Consider the following 17,286-nt stretch of genomic DNA (forward strand, 5'->3'; position numbering starts at 1 on the left):
CGAGGTGTGCAGACCCGGTCCGGCGCGCAGATCGTCATCGACGGCGACGTCGTCGAGAAGCTGCACCGGCCGGGCACGGACCCGCGGGCGTTGAGCGCGCGGCTGGGCGCGGCCGCACGATCGGCGTCGCTGCTCTCACCGCTGAGCGCCGGGCCCGAACCGGCCGGGACTCGCTGGCGCACCCGATGGCCGCGCGTGGAAACCGTTGCGCCCGAACCGGACTGCCTGCCGTGGGCGCAGGCGGGCCGACTGCTGGCGCAGCTGCATCGCGAAGAGGTGCCTCGACGTCTGCCGCCGCACGGCTGGCCGCAGCGGCTGCGCCGGATGCTGCGTAGCACCGCCGACGTCACGGTCCGGCGCGCCGCGGCCGGGCTGCCCGACGCGGTCTGGCGCGCGGGGTCGCCCGGTCGGCCGGCGGCGCTGGTGCACGGCGACTGGCATCTCGGCCAGCTCGGCCGGCAACCCGCAGGCTGGGTGCTCATCGACGTCGACGATCTGGGCGTGGGCGACCCGGCCTGGGATCTGGCCCGGCCGGCCGGGTTCTGGGCGGCTGGACAGATTCCTGACGACGACTGGACGGCGTTCCTCAAGGCCTACCGCGGGGCGGGCGGACCCGCGGTGCCCGACGGTGATCCGTGGCCGGTGCTCGAACCGTTCGCCCGCGCCGCCGTCATCTGCGCGGCGGCGTATCACCCCGACGACGAACTGCTTCGCGACGCCTGCGCGCGGATGCCCTAGCTGGAGAAGAACAGCCTGCCGAAGCCCTGCTTGCGGTAGTACTTGTTGCCGCGGTGACCCCAGCCCGGGCCGTAGCCATAACCGTGCTGCGGCGGTGGAGGCGGCGGCGGGGCCTGCACGAACCGGTTCTCCATCTCGGTGAGCGCCTCGAGCTCACCGAAGTCGAGGAAGATGCCGCGGCAGGTGTCGCACTGTTCGAGGTGGATGCCGTTGCGGTCGTAGGTCTTCATGACGCCGGCGCACTTGGGACACAGCAAGGTGGTGGCGCCGCCGGCTGACGGCGGGGGCTTCGGCGGTTCGTAGGGCGGAATGCTCATTGTTCGACAACGCCTGCGTCAGCGGTTGGGTTCCGCGATCGGTCCCCGCCCACGCAGACGGGGACCGATCGCTTTTCTAGGGCTACCGAACTACGACGGCAGGATCACTCGCTGCTGTCGGAACTCGACTCCGAAGACTCCGAGGCGCTCGTATCGGCGTCGTCGTTGTCGCCGTCGGTCTCGGACTCCGAATCACTGCCCTGGTCGGAGGTACCCGAGTCATCCGCAGATGGGTCGACGTCTGCGGTCTGGTTGTCGGGACCGTTGGTGCGAACCACCCCGTGCTGGTTGCCCGCGGGCTCCTCGTCGTCCTGCTCCAGCAGGTCGGTCTCCAGCTCGTCCTCGGTGACCTCCTCCTCGGTGACCTCTTCTTCGGTGACCTCTTCTTCGGTGGCGTCTGCCTGCTCGGTCACCGCCGCGGATCCGGTGGGTTCCTCGCTCAGAGAAGCGGTCTCGACCTCGGCCGCGACGCCGTCGAGCGCCTTGTCCTGCGCCGTCGGCAGCGTGACCGTCTGTGAAGCCAGAACCGATGCAGGCACCTGGCCGGGATCGTTGGCGTCCGCGGTCTCCGGTGCTGGCTCACTCGGCGCCGGAGCCAACGGATTGCCCTCGCCATCCCAGCCGATCGCCTTGGCGATCGTCTGGGTCAGACCGATCAGGGATCCGATGAAGCCCGGCCCCTGTCCGGCAACCGGGACATTGACCCTGCCGCCGATCACGATGCCGAAGTCGAGGGCGTTGAAAATCGAACCGCCCGGGCTGAGCAGGCCGCCGAAGGTGATGCCCACTGTCTGCACCTCGGTCCCCGGCGCCGGATCCAGGCTAATCCCCAGTGCATCCAGGACCGGGGTGAGATCGAGCGTCTGGCCGCCGTTGAGGAAGGCGTCGACCATCGCGGCCGGGGTGTTGATCAGCGTGTTGAACGCCGCTTCGAGATCCGGCGTCTCGCCGGTGAGGTTCTCGACGATCGCGCCCGCGCTCGCTACCAACGCCAATACCGGGCTGATCACCGGACCGACCAGCCCGAGCAGCATGCCGCTGGTGAAGGTGGTCGAAAAGTTGACCAATGGCATGAGCTCGGCCGGTATCGGACCCACGCCCTCGGCGGCGAGTTCGCTGAGGATGGTGAACAGCGACCGGTGATTCATCAGCGGGGTCGTGTTCTCCAGCGTGCTCGTATCGGTTGCGAACGGCGCCTGGATCGCGGCCCGCAGATTGCCCACCATTTCCTCGAGGATCACGGGGAAGTCGGGCAGCTGCTGAAGGTAGCCGAGCTGGTTGGCGATGATCTGCTGAAGCACCGGCGCCGGGGCTTCCAACCAGGTGTTCGCGAGGTTTGCGAGGTTGGTCTCGGAGTGCTCCCAGACCTCCAGCCACGGCGCGATCGGGTTGATGGCGGCGGACAGCTCCACCGCAGGGTTGGCCACTTTGACGTCGGGCAGAGACGGCGCCGCGACCACCGGTGTCATCGCGATGGCAGTGGCGCTGACCAGCGCTAAGCCAGCGCTGGTATACGGACGAAGCTTGACGGGCACTAGGCTCCTTCTGGTCGTGTCGGTAATTGACGCACCGAACCTACTCGCCAGTAAGGTGACTTGTATTCAAAATCGCCAAATAAATTCAAAACTTCTTGGTGGTTCGCCAAACTCAACCGGCGGTCCTTCGCACAGTGGCGTGTCCGGGCGCCCGCGCCCCGCCGGAAACCGTTGCTAGACCCAGTACGCGACGCGGCCGCGGTACTGGCGCATCGCGAAAGCGGCCATGATCCAACCGATCACGGTCAACGCGATCACCACGACCCAGTGGTGGAGCTCTTGGTCGGCGCCGAGCAGCGGGGCGCGCACGATGTCGAGGTAGTGCAGCAGCGGGTTGAGCTCGACGATCCGGAGGTATTCGGCAGCGTCCTGCTGCTGCAGGGTCGACTCGTTCCAGATGATCGGCGTCATGAAGAACAGCAGCTGCACCAGGCTGACCAACAGCGGGCTGATGTCGCGGTAGCGGGTGGCCAGGATGCCGAAGCACAGCGACACCCACACGCAGTTCAGCACGATCAGGCCCATCGCCGGTATGACGGCCAGCACGGTCCACGACCACGATTTGGGAAAGATGATCGCGATGATCACGAAAATGATCATGTTGTGCCCGAACAGGATCATCTGGCGCCACACCAGGCGGTACACGTGCACCGACAGCGGGGTCGGCAGCTGTTTGATCAGGCCTTCGTTGGCGATGAACACCTCGGCGCCCTCGAGGATCGACGCGTTGATCATGTTCCAGATGATCAGCCCGAGCGTGACGTACGGAAGATGTTCGGACAGCTCGAGTTTGAACAACTTCGAGTACAGCAGGCCCATCGCCACCGCGGTCGCGCCCGTGGCGATCGTGATCCAGAACGGCCCGAGCACCGAGCGGCGGTAGCGCTGTTTGATGTCCTGCCAGCCCAGGTGCAGCCACAGCTCATGCTTGCCGAACCCGGCGACCAAATCGCCCCATGCGCGGGCGAACGTCTTCGACTGTGAGGCGGCGTCGGTGAACGTCACGATGCTGGCCCGAACCTTTCCTTACGGCCCAAGCGCCGCAACCGGATCCACTCCCACAGCCCGGCGGGATCGCGCCGCGACACCAGGAAATACCAGCCGAACCGCGCCCACTCCTGCGGCAGCAACCGGCGAAGCCCCGGCTGCGACAACAGGTAACCACGGTTGCGGTAGGTATAGAAACGTTTGCGCGCGTCGTCCGGGTACTGCGTGTGCATCCGCCCGCCCAGGATCGGCTTGAACTCGTCGCCGCCCTGCGGGTGCAGGTACACCGCGCTCAAACACGTCCCGAACGGCAGGCCGGATCGCACCAGCCTGCGGTGCAGTTCGGTTTCGTCGCCGCGCACAAACAACCGCAGATCCGGGACCCCGGTGGCCTCCAGCGTCGCCGCCGCGAACAACGCACCGTTGAACAGCGAGGCGATCCCCGGCAGCAGGTCCTGCCCGGCCTCGGTGCGCAACTCCTCGGCCCGTCGGCGCCACGCCACCCCGCGGCGTAACGGGAACGCGAGCCGGCCCGGGTCATCGAGGTCGCACACCATCGGCGACACCTCCGCCAGCCCGTGCTTCTCCGCGCATGCCACCAGGGTGCCCAGCACCTCGGAGTCGGCGGGCCGCCCGTCGTCGTCGGCCAACCACACCCAGTCCGCGCCCAGCGCCAACGCGTGCAGCATCCCCAACGCGAAACCACCTGCGCCACCGAGGTTTCGACGTGAACCGAGATAGCTCGTCGGCACCGGCTGACCCGCCACCAGCTCGGCCACCCGCGGGTCGTTGTCGTTGTCGACGACGATCAGGTGGTCGGGGGCGCGCGTCTGTGCCGTGACCGCCTCCAGCGACTTGGTCAGCTCCTCGACGCGACGATGGGTGACCACTACGGCGCAGACCGTGCCGGTCATCACTGGCGCGCTTCGTCGAGCACTTCGCGCACGTGCCGGGCGGCGTCCTCACCCTCGTAGGCGCGGACGACGTCCTCGATGCCGCCCGTCATCTTGATCGTGCCGTGGTCGATCCACATCGCCGTCTTGCACAGCCGCGCCAGAAAGTCGTTGGAGTGGCTGGCGAACACCAGGATGCCCGAACGCTCCACCAGCGCCGACAACCGCGTCTGCGCCTTCTTCAGGAACTCGGCATCCACCGCGCCGATGCCCTCGTCGAGCAGCAGGATCTCGGGGTCGATGCTGGTCACCACACCCATCGCCAGCCGCACGCGCATACCGGTGGAATACGTCCGCAACGGCATCGACAGGTAGTCACCCAACTCGGTGAACTCGGCGATCTCGTCGATTTTGGCCAGCATCTGCTTGCGGGTCTGCCCGAGGAACAACCCGCGGATGATGATGTTCTCGAAACCCGAGATCTCGGGGTCCATCCCGACGCCGAGGTCGAACACCGGCGCCACCCGCCCGGTCACCGTCGCGACACCGCGGGTGGGTTCGTAGATCCCCGACAGCAGCCGCAGCAGCGTCGACTTGCCCGCGCCGTTGTGCCCCACCAGCCCGACGCGGTCACCCAGTTCCAGCGACATGGTGATGTCGCGCAGTGCTTCGATGACGACGACGTTGGACTCGTTGCGGCCGATCGCGCCGCCGGCCTTGCCGAGAAACGCCTTCTTCAGCGACCGCGACTTGGCGTCGAAGATCGGGAACTCCACCCACGCATTGCGGGTCTCGATACGCGGGACCAATACCGGGCTCCTACAGGTACTGTCCGGTGCCGTGTCCGCCACGCGGACCTGCCGGGCCGCCCATCCCGGGCGGCAGCGCACCCTGACGCATCTGCTCGAGCTGCTGGCGCGCGGCCATCTGCTGGGCGAACAGCGCGGTCTGGATACCGTGGAACAGCCCCTCCAGCCAGCCGACGAGCTGAGCCTGGGCGACCCGCAGCTCGGCGTCGGAGGGCACCGACTCTTCGGTGAACGGCAGGGTGAGCCGCTCGAGCTCTTCACGCAGTTCGGGCGCGAGGCCGTCCTCGAGCTCGGTGATGCTGGTCCGGTGGATCTCGCGGAGCCGGTGGCGGCTGGCCTCGTCCAGCGGTGCCGCCCGCACCTCCTCGAGCAGCTGCTTGATCATGGTGCCGATCCGCATCACCTTGGCCGGCTGCTCCACGAGGTCGGTCAGCGATTTGCCGTCGGATTCCTCCTCGGCCGCCGCCCCGTCGCCGCCGATGATTTCGATGTTGTCGTCATCGCTGTTGGTGGTCATGTCCGTGAAGTTTCCCTGTAATCGCCGTCTTATCGCCTAGCCGAGCAGTTCGCGCCGGTTCGTAACCTATCTGGCGACACTAGCCCCTGCGCCACGGCGCACCCGCGCACCGCCGGTTTGCATCTAAGTCTGCGACGGCCGGTGTCACGGCAGCAAAGCCATTGCAGACGCCGCTGCAATCCATTATGCGTCTTGGCCATTGGATACCGTCAATGCAACGCGCCGTCAATGGATAGTGAGCAACAACTATGGAACTAGCACTCCGCACCCGCCGCTGACTCGACTACTATGGCCACGCAGGCGACCCAGCCCGGCAGGGCGGGTCGGGCCGGCATCGGCCGAAACTTCGTGTCGGTCGTGATTTCACACACGCTCAAAGGTGGGCTGGCATGGCATACGACGTCGCCCGGGTGCGGGGCTTGCACCCGTCCTTGGGCGACGCATGGGTGCGCTTCGATGCGCAGCACGGCATGCTGCTGCCCGACGCCGTCGGCAGGGCCGTCTCCACGGCGTTTCGCGGTTCGATGCCCACCCCGGTGGGCCCGCACCCGGCCGCTCAGCGCAGCGCCGCGGTGCTCGCCGCCGCGCGCCAGGCGGTGGCCGACCTCGTCAACGCCGATCCGCGCGGGGTCGTGCTGGGCTCCGACCGCGCCGTGCTGATCACCGCGCTGGCCGACGCGTCGTCGTCGCGCGTCGGGCTGGGCTACGAGATCGTGGTGACCCGCCTCGACGACGAAGCCAACATCGCGCCGTGGCTGCGCGCGGCGAACCGCTACGGCGCCAAGTCCAAGTGGGCCGAGGTCGACATCGAGACCGGGGAACTGCCGAACTGGCAGTGGGAGAGCCTGATCACCCGGCCCACCCGGCTGGTCGCAATCGCCTCGGCCTCAGCGGCTTTGGGTACGGTCACCGATTTGCGGGCGGTCACCAAGCTGGCCCACGATCTCGGCGCGCTGGTGGTCGTCGACCATTCGGCCGCCGCACCGTACCGGTTGATCGACATCGACGAGATCGACGCCGACGTGGTGGCGGTCAACGCCGTGGCGTGGGGCGGGCCGCCGATCGGCGCGCTGGTGTTCCGGGACCCGGCGATGATCGACTCGCTCCACTCGGTCTCGTTGGACCCCGACGCCACCGGACCGGCGCGGCTGGAGGTCGGCACGCATCAGTTCGGCATGCTCGCCGGCGTCGTCGCCTCCATCGACTACCTGGCGACCCTCGACGAGTCGGCGAGCGGCACCCGCCGCGAAAGGCTCGCCGTATCAATGCAATCGGCCGCGGCCTACATGGATCGGCTGTTCGACTACCTGCTGAGCGCGCTGCGCTCGCTGCCGACAGTCATGGTCATCGGACGGCCCGAAGTCCGGATCCCGGTGCTCAGCTTCGCGATCAACAATGTGCCTGCCGAACGGGTGGTGCAGCGGTTGGCCGACAACGGGATCCTGGCGATCTCCAACGCGAACTCGCGGGTGCTGGAAGCCATCGGCGTCAACGACATCGGCGGCGCGGTCACGATCGGGCTGGCGCACTACACGACGATGGCCGAAGTCGATCAGCTGGTGCGGACGCTGGCGTCCCTAGGCTGAGCCGTCCTCGACGCGCAGCAGGATCTTGCCGGCGACGTCGCCGGAGGACAACATCTCGTGTGCGGCCTGGGCCTGGGTGATCGGGAACTCGGCGCCGATGATCGGGCGCACCTGACCGCTCTCGACCAACGGCCACACGTTGGCGACCACCTCGGTGACGATGTCGCTCTTGCTGCCCCGGCCGGTAACAGGGCGGGCGCGCAGCGCGGTGGCGATCACCCCGCCGCGCTTGCTCAACAGCTTGCCGATGTTCAACTCGCCCTTCACACCGCCCTGCATGCCGATGATCACCAGCCGACCGTCGGGTGCCAGCGCGTCGACGTTGCGATCGAGGTAGGCCGCACCCATGATGTCGAGGATCACGTCGGCGCCGGCGTCGGACTCGGCGCGGATCCGCTCGACAAAGTCCTCGTCGCGGTAGTTGATGGTGATCTCAGCGCCCAGTTCGGCGCACAGGTCCAGCTTGTTGCGCGAGCCCGCGGTGACCGCGACCCGGCATCCAAGCGCACGGCCCACCTGAACGGCGTGCGTGCCGATTCCGCTTCCGCCGCCGTGCACGAGCATCAGTTGACCGGAGCTCAGACCGGCCGTCATCACCACGTTGGACCACACCGTGCAGGCGACTTCGGGAAGCCCGGCCGCGTGGTGCAGGCTCACCCCGTCGGGAACCGGCATGACCTGGCCGGCCGGCACCGCGACGTACTCCGCATATCCACCGCCCGCCAGCAAAGCGCAGACCTGTTGCCCGACGGCCCATCCGGTGACGCCGTCGCCGACCGCGGCGATCGTCCCGGACACCTCCAGGCCGAGAATCTCGCTGGCCCCCGGTGGGGGCGGATACTTTCCGGCGGCCTGAAGCAGATCGGCCCGGTTGACCCCGGCGGTGTGAACCTTGACCAGCACCTCGCCGCTACCGGCCTCGATATCGGCGATTTCTTGCCAGGTCAGTCGATTTTCGGTTTCGGCCAAGACAGCATGCATTCAAATAAGGCTACTACGCTGGGAAAACAGTACCGCCGACACCTTCCCAGCAATCCAACATATGTTTACTATTGCGGAATGGAGGGGATCATCGGGGGACGTACCGCCAGTGATATGCCGGGTTTGGACATCGCTGAACAGAGGTCCTGGCAAAACTTTCTCGACTCGGCGCTGCGGCTGTACGCCACGCTGAACCGGTCGCTGGTCGACGCCCATCACCTGACGCTGAACGACGTGCGGCTGCTCGACATCCTGGACAAGTCGGCCACCGGATCGTCGCGGATGGGGGACCTGGCCGACGGCTTGATGTCGCTTCCGAGCCGCGTCACCCGGCAGATCCGCCGGCTGGAGTTGCAGGGTCTGGTGCGTCGCGGCGCCAGCCCCGACGACGGCCGCGGGGTGCTGGCCACCATCACCGACGAGGGCCGCACCGCCGTGCGCGAGGCGCTGAAGACCTACGGCGAGGGCGTACGCCTGCACTTTCTGGGCCGGCTGTCGCGCCCGCAGGTCGCGGCAATGGGGGAGAACTGCCGGCGCATCAGCGTGGCCCTCAAGTCGGAGGCGCCGTCGGCCAAACTCGGCCGGGTGTAGCCGCCGCGTCAGACCCCGTACCCTTGTCGGCGGTGGCGTGGCAGAGCGGCCTAATGCACTCGCCTTGAAAGCGAGAGACGGCTAACACCGTCCGGGGGTTCAAATCCCTCCGCCACCGCTGCGCAGGATTCTTTCGTGGGTCAGCGGGCGGCGCGCGCCAGCGTCTGCACACCGGCCATGATCTGCGACTCGGTCAGGTTGGCGTAGCCCAGCATCAAACCCGGTGGCGCTGTGGCCGGTTCGGCGTAGCACGGCGCCAGCGGCTCCACCCGGACGCGCATCCGCGCGGCCCGGTCCACCACCTCGTCGACCGGAAAGTCGTCGGGGAAACGCACCGTCAGATGCACGCCAGCGGCTGCGCCCAGCACGGTGGCCTCGGGAAAGTAGTGAGATAGTGCCCGCAACAACGCGTTTCGGCGAGCCAGGTAGCGCCGGCGCATCTGCCGCAGGTGTCGGTCATAGGCGCCGGACGTCAGCAGCGCAGTGAAGGCGATCTGGTCGGTCACCGAGCTTCCGGTGTCGGCCAACCCCTTGGCCAGGGTCAGCTCTGCGACCATGTTGGCGGGCAACACCATCCAGCCGATGCGTAACCCCGGCGCCAGCGTTTTGCTGATCGAGCCGACGTGCACCACCCGATCGGGGGCGATGGCCTGCAGCGCCCCGACCGGCGCCCGGTCGTAGCGGTATTCGGCGTCGTAGTCGTCCTCGACGACGAGGTGCCCCGCGCGCGCCCACTCGACCAGCGCGGTGCGGCGCGCCGCCGACAACACCACACCGGTCGGGGATTGGTGCGCCGGGGTGGCCAGCACCGCTTCGGCGCCGCTAGCCGCCAGGGCGTCGACGTCGAGGCCGTCGTCATCGACCGCCACCGCCAGCGGCTCAATGCCGTTGTGCCGCAGGACCATCCGGTGCAGCCAGAAGCCGGGATCCTCCATCGCCACCGGGGTCGCGCGCAGGCTCTGGGACAGCAGCGCGATGGCCTGGGTGGCGCCGGAGCACAGCACGATGTGCTGCGGGTCGGCCTGTACACCGCGGGTGCGGCGCAGGTACTCCGCGAGCGCCTCGCGCGCCGCGGGCAGACCCTGCGGGTTGACATAGCCGAACGCCTCCGACTCGGCCTCGGCCAAGCCCTGGCGCAGCGCCCGCAGCCATGCGTGGCGCGGGAAGTTGCCGAGGTCCGGTGAGCCAGGCGCGAAGTCGACGTCGTAGCGCCTGGCGGGCTCGGGTCCGCGCCGCGGAGTGCTGACCGCGTCCACCGTGGCGACCCGGGTGCCCGAGCCGTGCCTGCTGATCAGAAAGCCTTCGGCGACCAGTTGGCTGTACGCGTCCACGACGAGCCGGCGCGAGACGCCCAGGTCGGTGGCCAGCACCCGCGTCGACGGCAGCCGGGTGCGCGGGGCGAGCCGACCGGTGCGGATCGCGTCGCGAAGGCCGTCGGCCAGTTGGCGGCCCAGCGGTCCGGCGCTGGTGCGGTCGAGTTCGATCAGTAACTCCGGCCCAGAAGTGGTACCCGAAATTGTCTTCAAAGTGGTGCCTTACCTGAGGCCATTAGTGCATTAGCGTGACCGTATGACAACGACACCGACGCGCACAAGAGCCGGGTTCGTCGAGGTCACCCTCGTCGTGTTCGGGGTGTATGCGCTGGCCATCGGGTTGTTCATGCTCGTCGCCCCCGGCATCTTCTTCGACACGCTCGGCAACTTCGGCGTCCGCAACGACCACTACATCTTCGACAACGCGACGTTCGAAATCCCGCAGGGTCTGATGTTGTTGGCGGCGCTGCGCTGGCGGTCGTGGCGGGTTCCTGCGCTGGCGTTCGCGACGGTACATTGGGCGCTGCACACCATCAGCCACGTCGTCGACCCGCACCACGGCGCGGGCGACTGGATCGGCTGGTTGGAGGCCGGCGGCCTGGCGGGTACCACGGTGATCCTGGCGATTGCCTTGCGCGCCAGCATCGTTAGCGAGCGGGCGAACTGATGCGCGTGCTGGTCGCAGGCGCCACGAGCGTGCCGGGACTTCCGCTGCTGCGTGAACTGCGCGCCCGTGGCCACGACGCCGTCGGCATGACCCGGTCTTCGGCCAAGACGGCCGAGATCGCGGCGACCGGCGCCCAACCGGTGGTGGCCGACGTGTTCGATGCGGCCGAGACCGACGCGGTGGTCGCCGACATCCGGCCCGACGTGGTGATCAGCCTGCTGACCACGCTGCCGAAGCGAGGACCCATGCGGGTCAAGGACTTCGAGCCGGCCAGGAAGCTATGGGGCAGCGGCGCACCGAATCTGGTGCACGCTGCCCAACGCGCCGGTGTGCGACGCGTGGTGGCCGAGTCGGTGATCTTCGCATACGGCTACGGTTCGACTGGGCCGCCGCTGATGGACGAGACCGATCCGTATCCCGGCCCGCCGCCGCCAGGTGGTGCCGACATGCTCAAGGCGCTGCGCGGCATGGAACAGGTGGTGTTGACGTCGGCTGAGCACAGCGACACCGAGGGAATCGTGTTGCGCTACGGGGCTTTCTACGGGCCCGATGTGCCGCACACGCAGATGTTCACCCGGCTGGCGAAGTGGTGGCTGATGCCTGCGGTCACCGGGACGGGCGTCGTGTCGTGGATCCACATCGACGACGTCGTCGCGGCGACCGCCAATGCCGTGGATAAGGGCCGGGGCGGGCAGATCTACAACATCGTCGACGACCGGCCGCAGTCCTTCGGCGACTATGTGCGCGAGATGGCGGCCGGGCTACGTCGACCGCGGCCGCTGCCGCTCTCCCCGCGGCTGTTCGGCTTGATCGCGCCCTACGGTCGGGCCGCCTTCGCCGACACCTGGCTGCCGTTGTCCAACGCCAAGGCCAAGGCGGAACTCGGCTGGACGCCCCGTCCGCGAGTCTGAATTTGCACGCGAACGTTCCTTACCGCTCGAAAAATCGCCGGAACTTCGAGCGGTAAGGAACGTTCGTCGCGCGAGGGCGACTACTCCCCGGTGAAGTTCGGCTTGCGCTTCTCGAACGTCGCGCTGATGCCCTCGGTCAAGTCCTTCGACGGCAGGAACGCCGAATTCCACGCCGCCACGTAGCGCAGGCTTTCCGAGACGCGGGCGATGCGCTGCTGATCCAGCACGTCCTTGACGCCCGCCACGGTCAACGGCGGATTGCCTGCGATCTCGGCCGCGGTCGCATGCGCGGCGGCCAGCGACGCTTCGGCGTCGTCGTAGACGTCGTTGACCAGACCGATCTTCTCGGCACGCGCCGCGTCGATGTCCTTGCCCGTCAGGGCCAGTTCGCGCAGATGGCCGTCGTTCAGGATGAGCGGAAGGCGCGCCAGGCTGCCGACGTCGGCCACCATCGCCAGCTTGATTTCGCGCACCGAGAACTTGGCGTCGGCGCTGGCGTAGCGGATGTCGACGGCCGAGATCAGATCCACGCCGCCGCCGATGCACCAGCCGTGCACCGAGGCGATCGTCGGCGTGCGGCAGTCCGCGACGGCGCTGATCGACCCCTGCATCCGCAGCACCGTGGCGTGGAACTCCGCGCGCGGCCTGGCCGACGCCCCGTCGCTCAGCACGCCGGAAAGCGTGCCGCCCATCGCCGGCACGTCGAGCCCGTAGCTGAAGTTCTTCCCCGACCCGGTCAGCACGATCGCCCGCACATCGCGGTCGGCGTCGAGCTTGGCGAACACCTCCGGCATCTCGGCCCAGAACGCCGGCCCCATCGCGTTGCCCTTGCCGGGACCGATCAACGTCACCGTCGCGACGTGATCCTCGATGTCGACGGTGACGGATTCGTATGTTTCGGCCATGGCCAGAAGGCTAGCGACTCGCGAAGACCCTGTTACGGCGGGCCGCCGCCCAGCAGCACATCGTTGACCGTCGCCGAGGGCAGGAACTGACAGGCGGCTTCGGCGAGGATCTGGCCGATCGCCTCACCGTCGGGGCCCAGCGGGTTGTTCTTCTGCTCGAGGATCTCGCGGACCACCGCGAGCCGGGTGGCCTCGTCGAGACCGTTGAACTCCTTGCACGTCATGTTCAGCGCGTTCGGCGGCGGCGGCACCTCCGGGATGTCGGTGTTGCGGCCCGGCAGCGGGAACTGAGGGATCGGAACGCCGGGTAGCCCGGGCAGTCCGGTCGTCGGCGGGCGTGTGGTGGTGGTGATGGGCGGACCGGGTTCGGTGGTCTGCGCGACGGTGCCTTCGGTGGTGCGTGTACACGCCGTCGTCAAGCCAACCAGGACCAGCGCCGCGGCCGCCGCCCACCGCACATGCGTCTTCATCTGCGCAACGATATGCGCACAAGCGACGTAGCGTGAGCCGCATGCCCGAGGACCTGTGTACTTCGCGACCGCTACACCAGGGTCGTGGGTCGGCGGGTCTGCACGGCCCTGGTGTACCTTTCGCGAGCGCTACACCCTTGCCGCCGATGCCCGCCAGCGCTGCGCGAACTCGAGGAACATGTCGTTCTCCTGCGCGGAGGCGACGGTGACGCGCACGCCGTCGTCGCCGTAGGGCCGCACGATGATGCGGTTGTCGGCTGACGCCGCGGCGAACTCCTGGGCGCGCCCCGGCAGCGGCAACCAGACGAAGTTGGCCTGCGACGGCGGCACCTCGTAGCCGGCGTCGAGCAGCGCCTGCGTCACCCGGGCGCGTTCGGCGACGACGGCGTCGGTGCGGGCCAGCAGCTCATCGGCCGCGTCCAGCGACGCGATGGCCGCGGCTTGGGAAACGCTGGTCGCGGTGAACGGCACGTAAACCTTGCCCAGCGCGGTGATGATGTCCGAGTCGCCGACCGCATAACCGATGCGCAACCCCGCCATTCCGTAGGCCTTCGAAAACGTCCGCAGCACAACGACGTTGGGGTGTGCGCGCACCAACCCGAAGCTGTCGGGCACCAACGGGTCGCGGATGTACTCGACGTAGGCCTCGTCGATGGCGACCAGGATGTGCGGCGGCACCGCGGCGACGAAGCGGGCCAGCTTGTCGGGGTCGACGACCGTGCTGGTCGGGTTGTTCGGGTTGCACACGAAGATCAGCCGGGTGCGGTCGGTGATCGCGGCCAGCATCGCGTCGAGGTCGTAGGCGTGGTCGGTCAGCGGCACCTGCACCGGGGTGGCGCCGGCTGTGCGGACCTGCAGGGGGTAGATCTCGAAGCTGCGCCAGCCGTAGAGCACCTCGTCGCCGACGGTCGCGGTGATCTGGATCAGCTGCTGGCATAGGCTCACCGACCCGCAGCCCACGGAGATGTGCTCAGGGGCGAAACAAACGTGTTCGGCCAGGCGTTCCTTGAGTGCGACGTAGCCGTTGTCGGGGTAGCGGTTGATCGAGTCGGTGGCCTTCGCGATGGCCTCGCGCACGCTGGGCAGCGGCCCGTGCACGGTCTCGTTACTGGCGATCTTGATCGCACCCGGCACCGTCTTGCCCGGGGTGTAGGCGGGCAGATCGGCAAGCTCGGGACGCAGACGGGCGGGCACCGGACCAGTCTATGGGGCACCCACCTGCGCTTTGCCTCCCGCTATTGCGGCTGTGTACTCTGTCGGATCGGCGGTAAACGTCAGGAGGCGTGCCAGAGCGGCCGAATGGGGCTCACTGCTAATGAGTTGTCGCCCTCAAAGGCGACCGGAGGTTCAAATCCTCTCGCCTCCGCGACGGTCGACTTGTCGGCCGACAATTGAACACATGCGCCCGTAGCTCAACGGATAGAGCATCTGACTACGGATCAGAAGGTTAGGGGTTCGAATCCCTTCGGGCGCGCTCTTTCTTCTGCGGTGGCGCGAAATAGCAGCCAGGGCTATTGCCGCGTCGTCACAACAACCCTGAGCGCAAAATCGGCGCGGGCTACGATCCAGAAATGGCTGAGGTCCGATCGCGTTCGCGGCTGAGTTCGTGGATGTACGCGCTGCGCACCACCAACCCGCCGCCGGACGGGCGTATCGATTTCGTCACCCGCTGGCTCGTCGTCACCCGCGCGGCCGTGTTGCCGATGACGCTGTTCGCCGGGCTGGTCGCGGCGCTGCTGGCCATCGGCCACCCGGACCTGGACTGGCGCTGGCTCACCCTCGCCATCGTCGGAATCGTGCTGGCCCACATCGCCAACAACCTGATGAACGACCTCTACGACACCAGCACCGGGCTCGACGAGGCCACCTATCCGCGCGCGCTGTACGCGCCCCACCCGGTGCTGTCCGGACTGGTCAGCAAGCGCACCCTGGTCGCGACGATCCTCGCGGTGAACCTCGCCGACCTCGCGATCCTCGTCGTGCTCACCTGGGCGCGCGGATGGCCGGTGCTGGCGTTCGGCCTCGCCGGGTTCGTGCTGTCCGTCGCCTACACCGCGCCGCCGCTGCGGCTCAAAAAGCACGGCCTCGGCGAACCCGACGTGCTGATCGTGTGGGGACCGCTGATGGTGTGCGGAACCTACTACTCGGCCGTCGGCTCGGTCGGCTGGGACATCGTGCTGGCCTCGATCCCCTACGGCCTGCTGTGCACCACCGTGCTGATGGGCAAGCACATCGACAAGATCCCCTACGACGAACCCCGCGGCATCCGCACCCTGCCCGTCATTCTCGGCGCCACCCGCGCCCGCACCGTCACGCTCGGGATGCTCGTCGGCTTCTACGTGCTGGTCGCCGTCGCCGTGGTCCTCGGCGCGATGCCGTGGCCGGCGCTGCTGGTCCTGCTCGCGCTTCCGCGGCTGGTCAAACTGTGGCCGTACTTCCGGCGCCCGCCGCCCGACGAACCGCCGCCCAACTTCCCCGTCTGGCCGCTGTGGTACGCCGCGCTCGCGTGGGTGCACGTCCGGCTGGCCGGGGCGCTGCTGGTCGTCGGGCTGGCGATCGGCGCGGTGCTGCGGATCGTCTAACTTGGAGGCGTGCGGCTCCTGCTGATCGCAGATACCCATGTTCCCAAGCGGGCCCGCGATCTGCCCGAGGCGGTGTGGGACGAAGTGTCGAAGGCCGACGTCGTGTTGCACGCGGGCGACTGGGTGGACGTCTCGCTGCTCGACAAGCTCGAGGCCCGGGCCAAGCGTCTGGTTGCGTGCTGGGGTAACAACGACGACGCCGAGTTGCGCCGTTGCCTGCCCGAACGCGCCGACGCCAACCTCGGCGGACTGCGCTTCACCGTCGTACACGAGACCGGCGCCGCGACCGGCCGCGAAGCCCGGATGGCAAAGCAATTTCCGGACACCGACGTGTTGGTGTTCGGCCACAGCCACATCCCCTGGGATACCACCGCGAAAACCGGTCTGCGCCTGTTGAACCCGGGTTCACCCACCGACCGGAGACGACAACCGTTCTGTACCTACATGACCGCGAGGGTCGCCAACGGCGCGCTGTCCGACGTGCTGTTGCACACGCTCGACCGGCATGCGTGACCGGCCCGCCCGCGTCGCCGACGTCCACGAGATCGCGTCGCGCATGCCGCACACCACCCGCGTCGAGGGACCGAAGGGCAACCCGATCTACCAGATCGGCGGAAAGTCGTTCGTGTTCTTCCGCACGCCCCAACCCGACGCCGAAGATCCCGACACCGGCGAACGCTACACCGACGTCATCATGATCTGGGTGGAGTCCGAGGCCGACAAGATGGCCTTGATCCAGGACCCGAACTCACCGTTCTTCACCACCGACCGCTTCGACGGACACCTCTCGGTCCTGGTGCGCGCCAGCCGATTAGGGGAGATCGGACGCGTCGAGCTGACCGAGCTCATCCAGGACGCCTGGTTGTCGCGGGCGTCCAGGCGACGCGCCGACCGCTGGCTGGCCGAACACCGCTTTTAGCGCGTCACGTTGGCGTGCGACGCGCCGCAGATGAACACCGCCATCCGCGCGGGCGTGTCGCCAGGGTTCTTCCATCGATGCCGCGTGCCGTTCTGCACGACGGTGTCGCCCGGACGCAAGGTCACCTCGGCGCCGTCGTCGAGTTCCAGGACGACGGTGCCCTCCAGCACCACCTCGAAGTCGATGGTGTCGGTGGTGTGCATGCCGGGATCCGAGGGATCCATGTAGCCGAGCATCCCCGGCAGCATGTCTTCCATCTCTGCCAGCCCCTTCTCGATGTCCAGCGGCTGGGCTTCGGCGCCGAGCGACGGCGGCAGCGTGAGCATCGCGAACCGGAAGCCGCCGATAGGCGGAAAGTAACTGTGCCACTGCGGCATCGAACCGTCGCCGGGAAACTCCGGTGCCTTGTCGCCACCCCACAACTGGTGAAACTCGGCCCCCGGCATCAACGTCGGTCGGGCCGGCTGCACCGTGTCGTCGCTGACGAATACCGACTTTCCAGCTGCGTCATGACCGGTCACCACTCGGCGTATGTCCATTGGTGCAGTGAACCATCCACCGGATG

General features: G+C 67.9%; 20 protein-coding genes and 3 tRNA genes. 11 read left to right on the top strand and 12 right to left on the bottom strand.

From position 1 onward, the window contains the following. The first annotated feature begins 6 nt into the window (after positions 1-6). On the top strand, positions 7-738 hold the full coding sequence (locus ABQE93_RS05875) for a phosphotransferase family protein (RefSeq protein WP_448406325.1): 732 nt from the start codon (positions 7-9) through the stop codon (positions 736-738). Here ABQE93_RS05875 and ABQE93_RS05880 read toward each other — a convergent pair. The 6 genes from ABQE93_RS05880 to ABQE93_RS05905 all read right to left on the bottom strand — a co-directional run bounded on the left by ABQE93_RS05880 (position 735) and on the right by ABQE93_RS05905 (position 5,796). Continuing rightward, on the bottom strand, positions 735-1,055 hold the full coding sequence (locus ABQE93_RS05880) for a TFIIB-type zinc ribbon-containing protein (RefSeq protein WP_448406326.1): 321 nt from the start codon (positions 1,053-1,055) through the stop codon (positions 735-737). The genes ABQE93_RS05875 and ABQE93_RS05880 overlap by 4 nt on opposite strands. Positions 1,056-1,159: 104 nt before the next feature. Further along, positions 1,160-2,590, bottom strand: coding sequence for an outer membrane porin GjpA (gene gjpA / locus ABQE93_RS05885; protein ID WP_448406327.1), 1,431 nt, complete (start codon positions 2,588-2,590; stop codon positions 1,160-1,162). 174 nt (positions 2,591-2,764) lie between these two features. After that, entirely contained in the window at positions 2,765-3,595 is an 831-nt protein-coding gene (wzm, locus tag ABQE93_RS05890; protein ID WP_448406328.1) for a galactan export ABC transporter permease subunit Wzm/RfbD, read from the bottom strand. After that, a complete protein-coding gene (gene glfT1 / locus ABQE93_RS05895; RefSeq protein WP_448406329.1) occupies positions 3,592-4,491 on the bottom strand; it encodes a galactofuranosyltransferase GlfT1 in 900 nt (299 codons plus the stop codon). The genes wzm and glfT1 overlap by 4 nt, the downstream gene beginning before the upstream one ends. Beyond that, positions 4,491-5,279, bottom strand: a complete 789-nt coding sequence (wzt, locus tag ABQE93_RS05900) for a galactan export ABC transporter ATP-binding subunit Wzt/RfbE (protein ID WP_448406330.1) — start codon at positions 5,277-5,279, stop codon at positions 4,491-4,493. The genes glfT1 and wzt overlap by 1 nt, the downstream gene beginning before the upstream one ends. A gap of 10 nt (positions 5,280-5,289) precedes the next feature. Then, positions 5,290-5,796 carry a bacterial proteasome activator family protein gene (locus ABQE93_RS05905; protein ID WP_448406331.1) on the bottom strand — a complete coding sequence of 169 codons (507 nt, stop codon included), beginning with the start codon at positions 5,794-5,796 and terminating at the stop codon, positions 5,290-5,292. A gap of 389 nt (positions 5,797-6,185) precedes the next feature. On the opposite strand from ABQE93_RS05905, the gene ABQE93_RS05910 reads away from it, so the two are divergent. After that, positions 6,186-7,382, top strand: coding sequence for a cysteine desulfurase-like protein (locus ABQE93_RS05910; RefSeq protein WP_448406332.1), 1,197 nt, complete (start codon positions 6,186-6,188; stop codon positions 7,380-7,382). On the opposite strand, the gene ABQE93_RS05915 is transcribed toward ABQE93_RS05910, so the two are convergent. Next, positions 7,374-8,363, bottom strand: coding sequence for an NAD(P)H-quinone oxidoreductase (locus ABQE93_RS05915; RefSeq protein WP_448406333.1), 990 nt, complete (start codon positions 8,361-8,363; stop codon positions 7,374-7,376). The genes ABQE93_RS05910 and ABQE93_RS05915 overlap by 9 nt on opposite strands. A gap of 78 nt (positions 8,364-8,441) precedes the next feature. Here ABQE93_RS05915 and ABQE93_RS05920 point away from each other — a divergent pair, with 78 nt between their 5' ends. Further along, positions 8,442-8,954: a MarR family winged helix-turn-helix transcriptional regulator gene (locus ABQE93_RS05920; protein WP_448406335.1), complete on the top strand. Its 513-nt coding sequence runs from the start codon at positions 8,442-8,444 to the stop codon at positions 8,952-8,954. 31 nt (positions 8,955-8,985) lie between these two features. Continuing rightward, a tRNA-Ser gene (locus tag ABQE93_RS05925) sits at positions 8,986-9,072 on the top strand. Between the two features lie 22 nt (positions 9,073-9,094). On the opposite strand, the gene pdxR is transcribed toward ABQE93_RS05925, so the two are convergent. Next, a complete protein-coding gene (gene pdxR, locus ABQE93_RS05930) occupies positions 9,095-10,480 on the bottom strand; it encodes a MocR-like pyridoxine biosynthesis transcription factor PdxR (protein WP_448406336.1) in 1,386 nt (461 codons plus the stop codon). A 43-nt stretch (positions 10,481-10,523) separates the two neighbouring features. Here pdxR and ABQE93_RS05935 point away from each other — a divergent pair, with 43 nt between their 5' ends. Beyond that, on the top strand, positions 10,524-10,934 hold the full coding sequence (locus tag ABQE93_RS05935; RefSeq protein WP_448406337.1) for a hypothetical protein: 411 nt from the start codon (positions 10,524-10,526) through the stop codon (positions 10,932-10,934). Then, positions 10,934-11,845 (top strand): NAD-dependent epimerase/dehydratase family protein, encoded by a 912-nt coding sequence (locus tag ABQE93_RS05940; RefSeq protein ID WP_448406338.1) that lies wholly within the window; start codon positions 10,934-10,936, stop codon positions 11,843-11,845. The genes ABQE93_RS05935 and ABQE93_RS05940 overlap by 1 nt, the downstream gene beginning before the upstream one ends. A gap of 80 nt (positions 11,846-11,925) precedes the next feature. On the opposite strand, the gene ABQE93_RS05945 is transcribed toward ABQE93_RS05940, so the two are convergent. The 3 genes from ABQE93_RS05945 to ABQE93_RS05955 form a co-directional block, all read right to left on the bottom strand. Beyond that, the gene (locus ABQE93_RS05945; protein WP_448406339.1) at positions 11,926-12,750 is read right to left on the bottom strand and encodes a crotonase/enoyl-CoA hydratase family protein; all 825 of its coding nucleotides are present in this window, start codon (positions 12,748-12,750) and stop codon (positions 11,926-11,928) included. 32 nt (positions 12,751-12,782) lie between these two features. Then, entirely contained in the window at positions 12,783-13,220 is a 438-nt protein-coding gene (locus tag ABQE93_RS05950; RefSeq protein WP_448406340.1) for a hypothetical protein, read from the bottom strand. Positions 13,221-13,349: 129 nt separating this feature from the next. Then, positions 13,350-14,414 carry a pyridoxal phosphate-dependent aminotransferase gene (locus ABQE93_RS05955; protein WP_448406341.1) on the bottom strand — a complete coding sequence of 355 codons (1,065 nt, stop codon included), beginning with the start codon at positions 14,412-14,414 and terminating at the stop codon, positions 13,350-13,352. Between the two features lie 83 nt (positions 14,415-14,497). On the opposite strand from ABQE93_RS05955, the gene ABQE93_RS05960 reads away from it, so the two are divergent. From ABQE93_RS05960 to ABQE93_RS05980, 5 genes are all read left to right on the top strand, one after another. After that, positions 14,498-14,586: transfer RNA gene (locus ABQE93_RS05960), tRNA-Ser, on the top strand. A 35-nt stretch (positions 14,587-14,621) separates the two neighbouring features. After that, positions 14,622-14,694, top strand: a tRNA-Arg gene (locus ABQE93_RS05965). A gap of 97 nt (positions 14,695-14,791) precedes the next feature. Then, the gene (locus ABQE93_RS05970; protein WP_448406342.1) at positions 14,792-15,802 is read left to right on the top strand and encodes a prenyltransferase; all 1,011 of its coding nucleotides are present in this window, start codon (positions 14,792-14,794) and stop codon (positions 15,800-15,802) included. A 9-nt stretch (positions 15,803-15,811) separates the two neighbouring features. Continuing rightward, entirely contained in the window at positions 15,812-16,315 is a 504-nt protein-coding gene (locus ABQE93_RS05975; protein ID WP_448406343.1) for a metallophosphoesterase family protein, read from the top strand. Next, positions 16,308-16,721, top strand: a complete 414-nt coding sequence (locus tag ABQE93_RS05980; RefSeq protein ID WP_448406344.1) for an MmcQ/YjbR family DNA-binding protein — start codon at positions 16,308-16,310, stop codon at positions 16,719-16,721. Before ABQE93_RS05975 ends, ABQE93_RS05980 begins: the two co-directional genes overlap by 8 nt. Here the strand turns inward: ABQE93_RS05980 and ABQE93_RS05985 are convergent. Continuing rightward, the gene (locus ABQE93_RS05985; protein ID WP_448406345.1) at positions 16,718-17,260 is read right to left on the bottom strand and encodes a cupin domain-containing protein; all 543 of its coding nucleotides are present in this window, start codon (positions 17,258-17,260) and stop codon (positions 16,718-16,720) included. The genes ABQE93_RS05980 and ABQE93_RS05985 overlap by 4 nt on opposite strands. Between the last annotated feature and the right edge of the window lie 26 nt (positions 17,261-17,286).

It is taken from the genome of Mycolicibacterium sp. XJ662 (genome assembly GCF_053484035.1).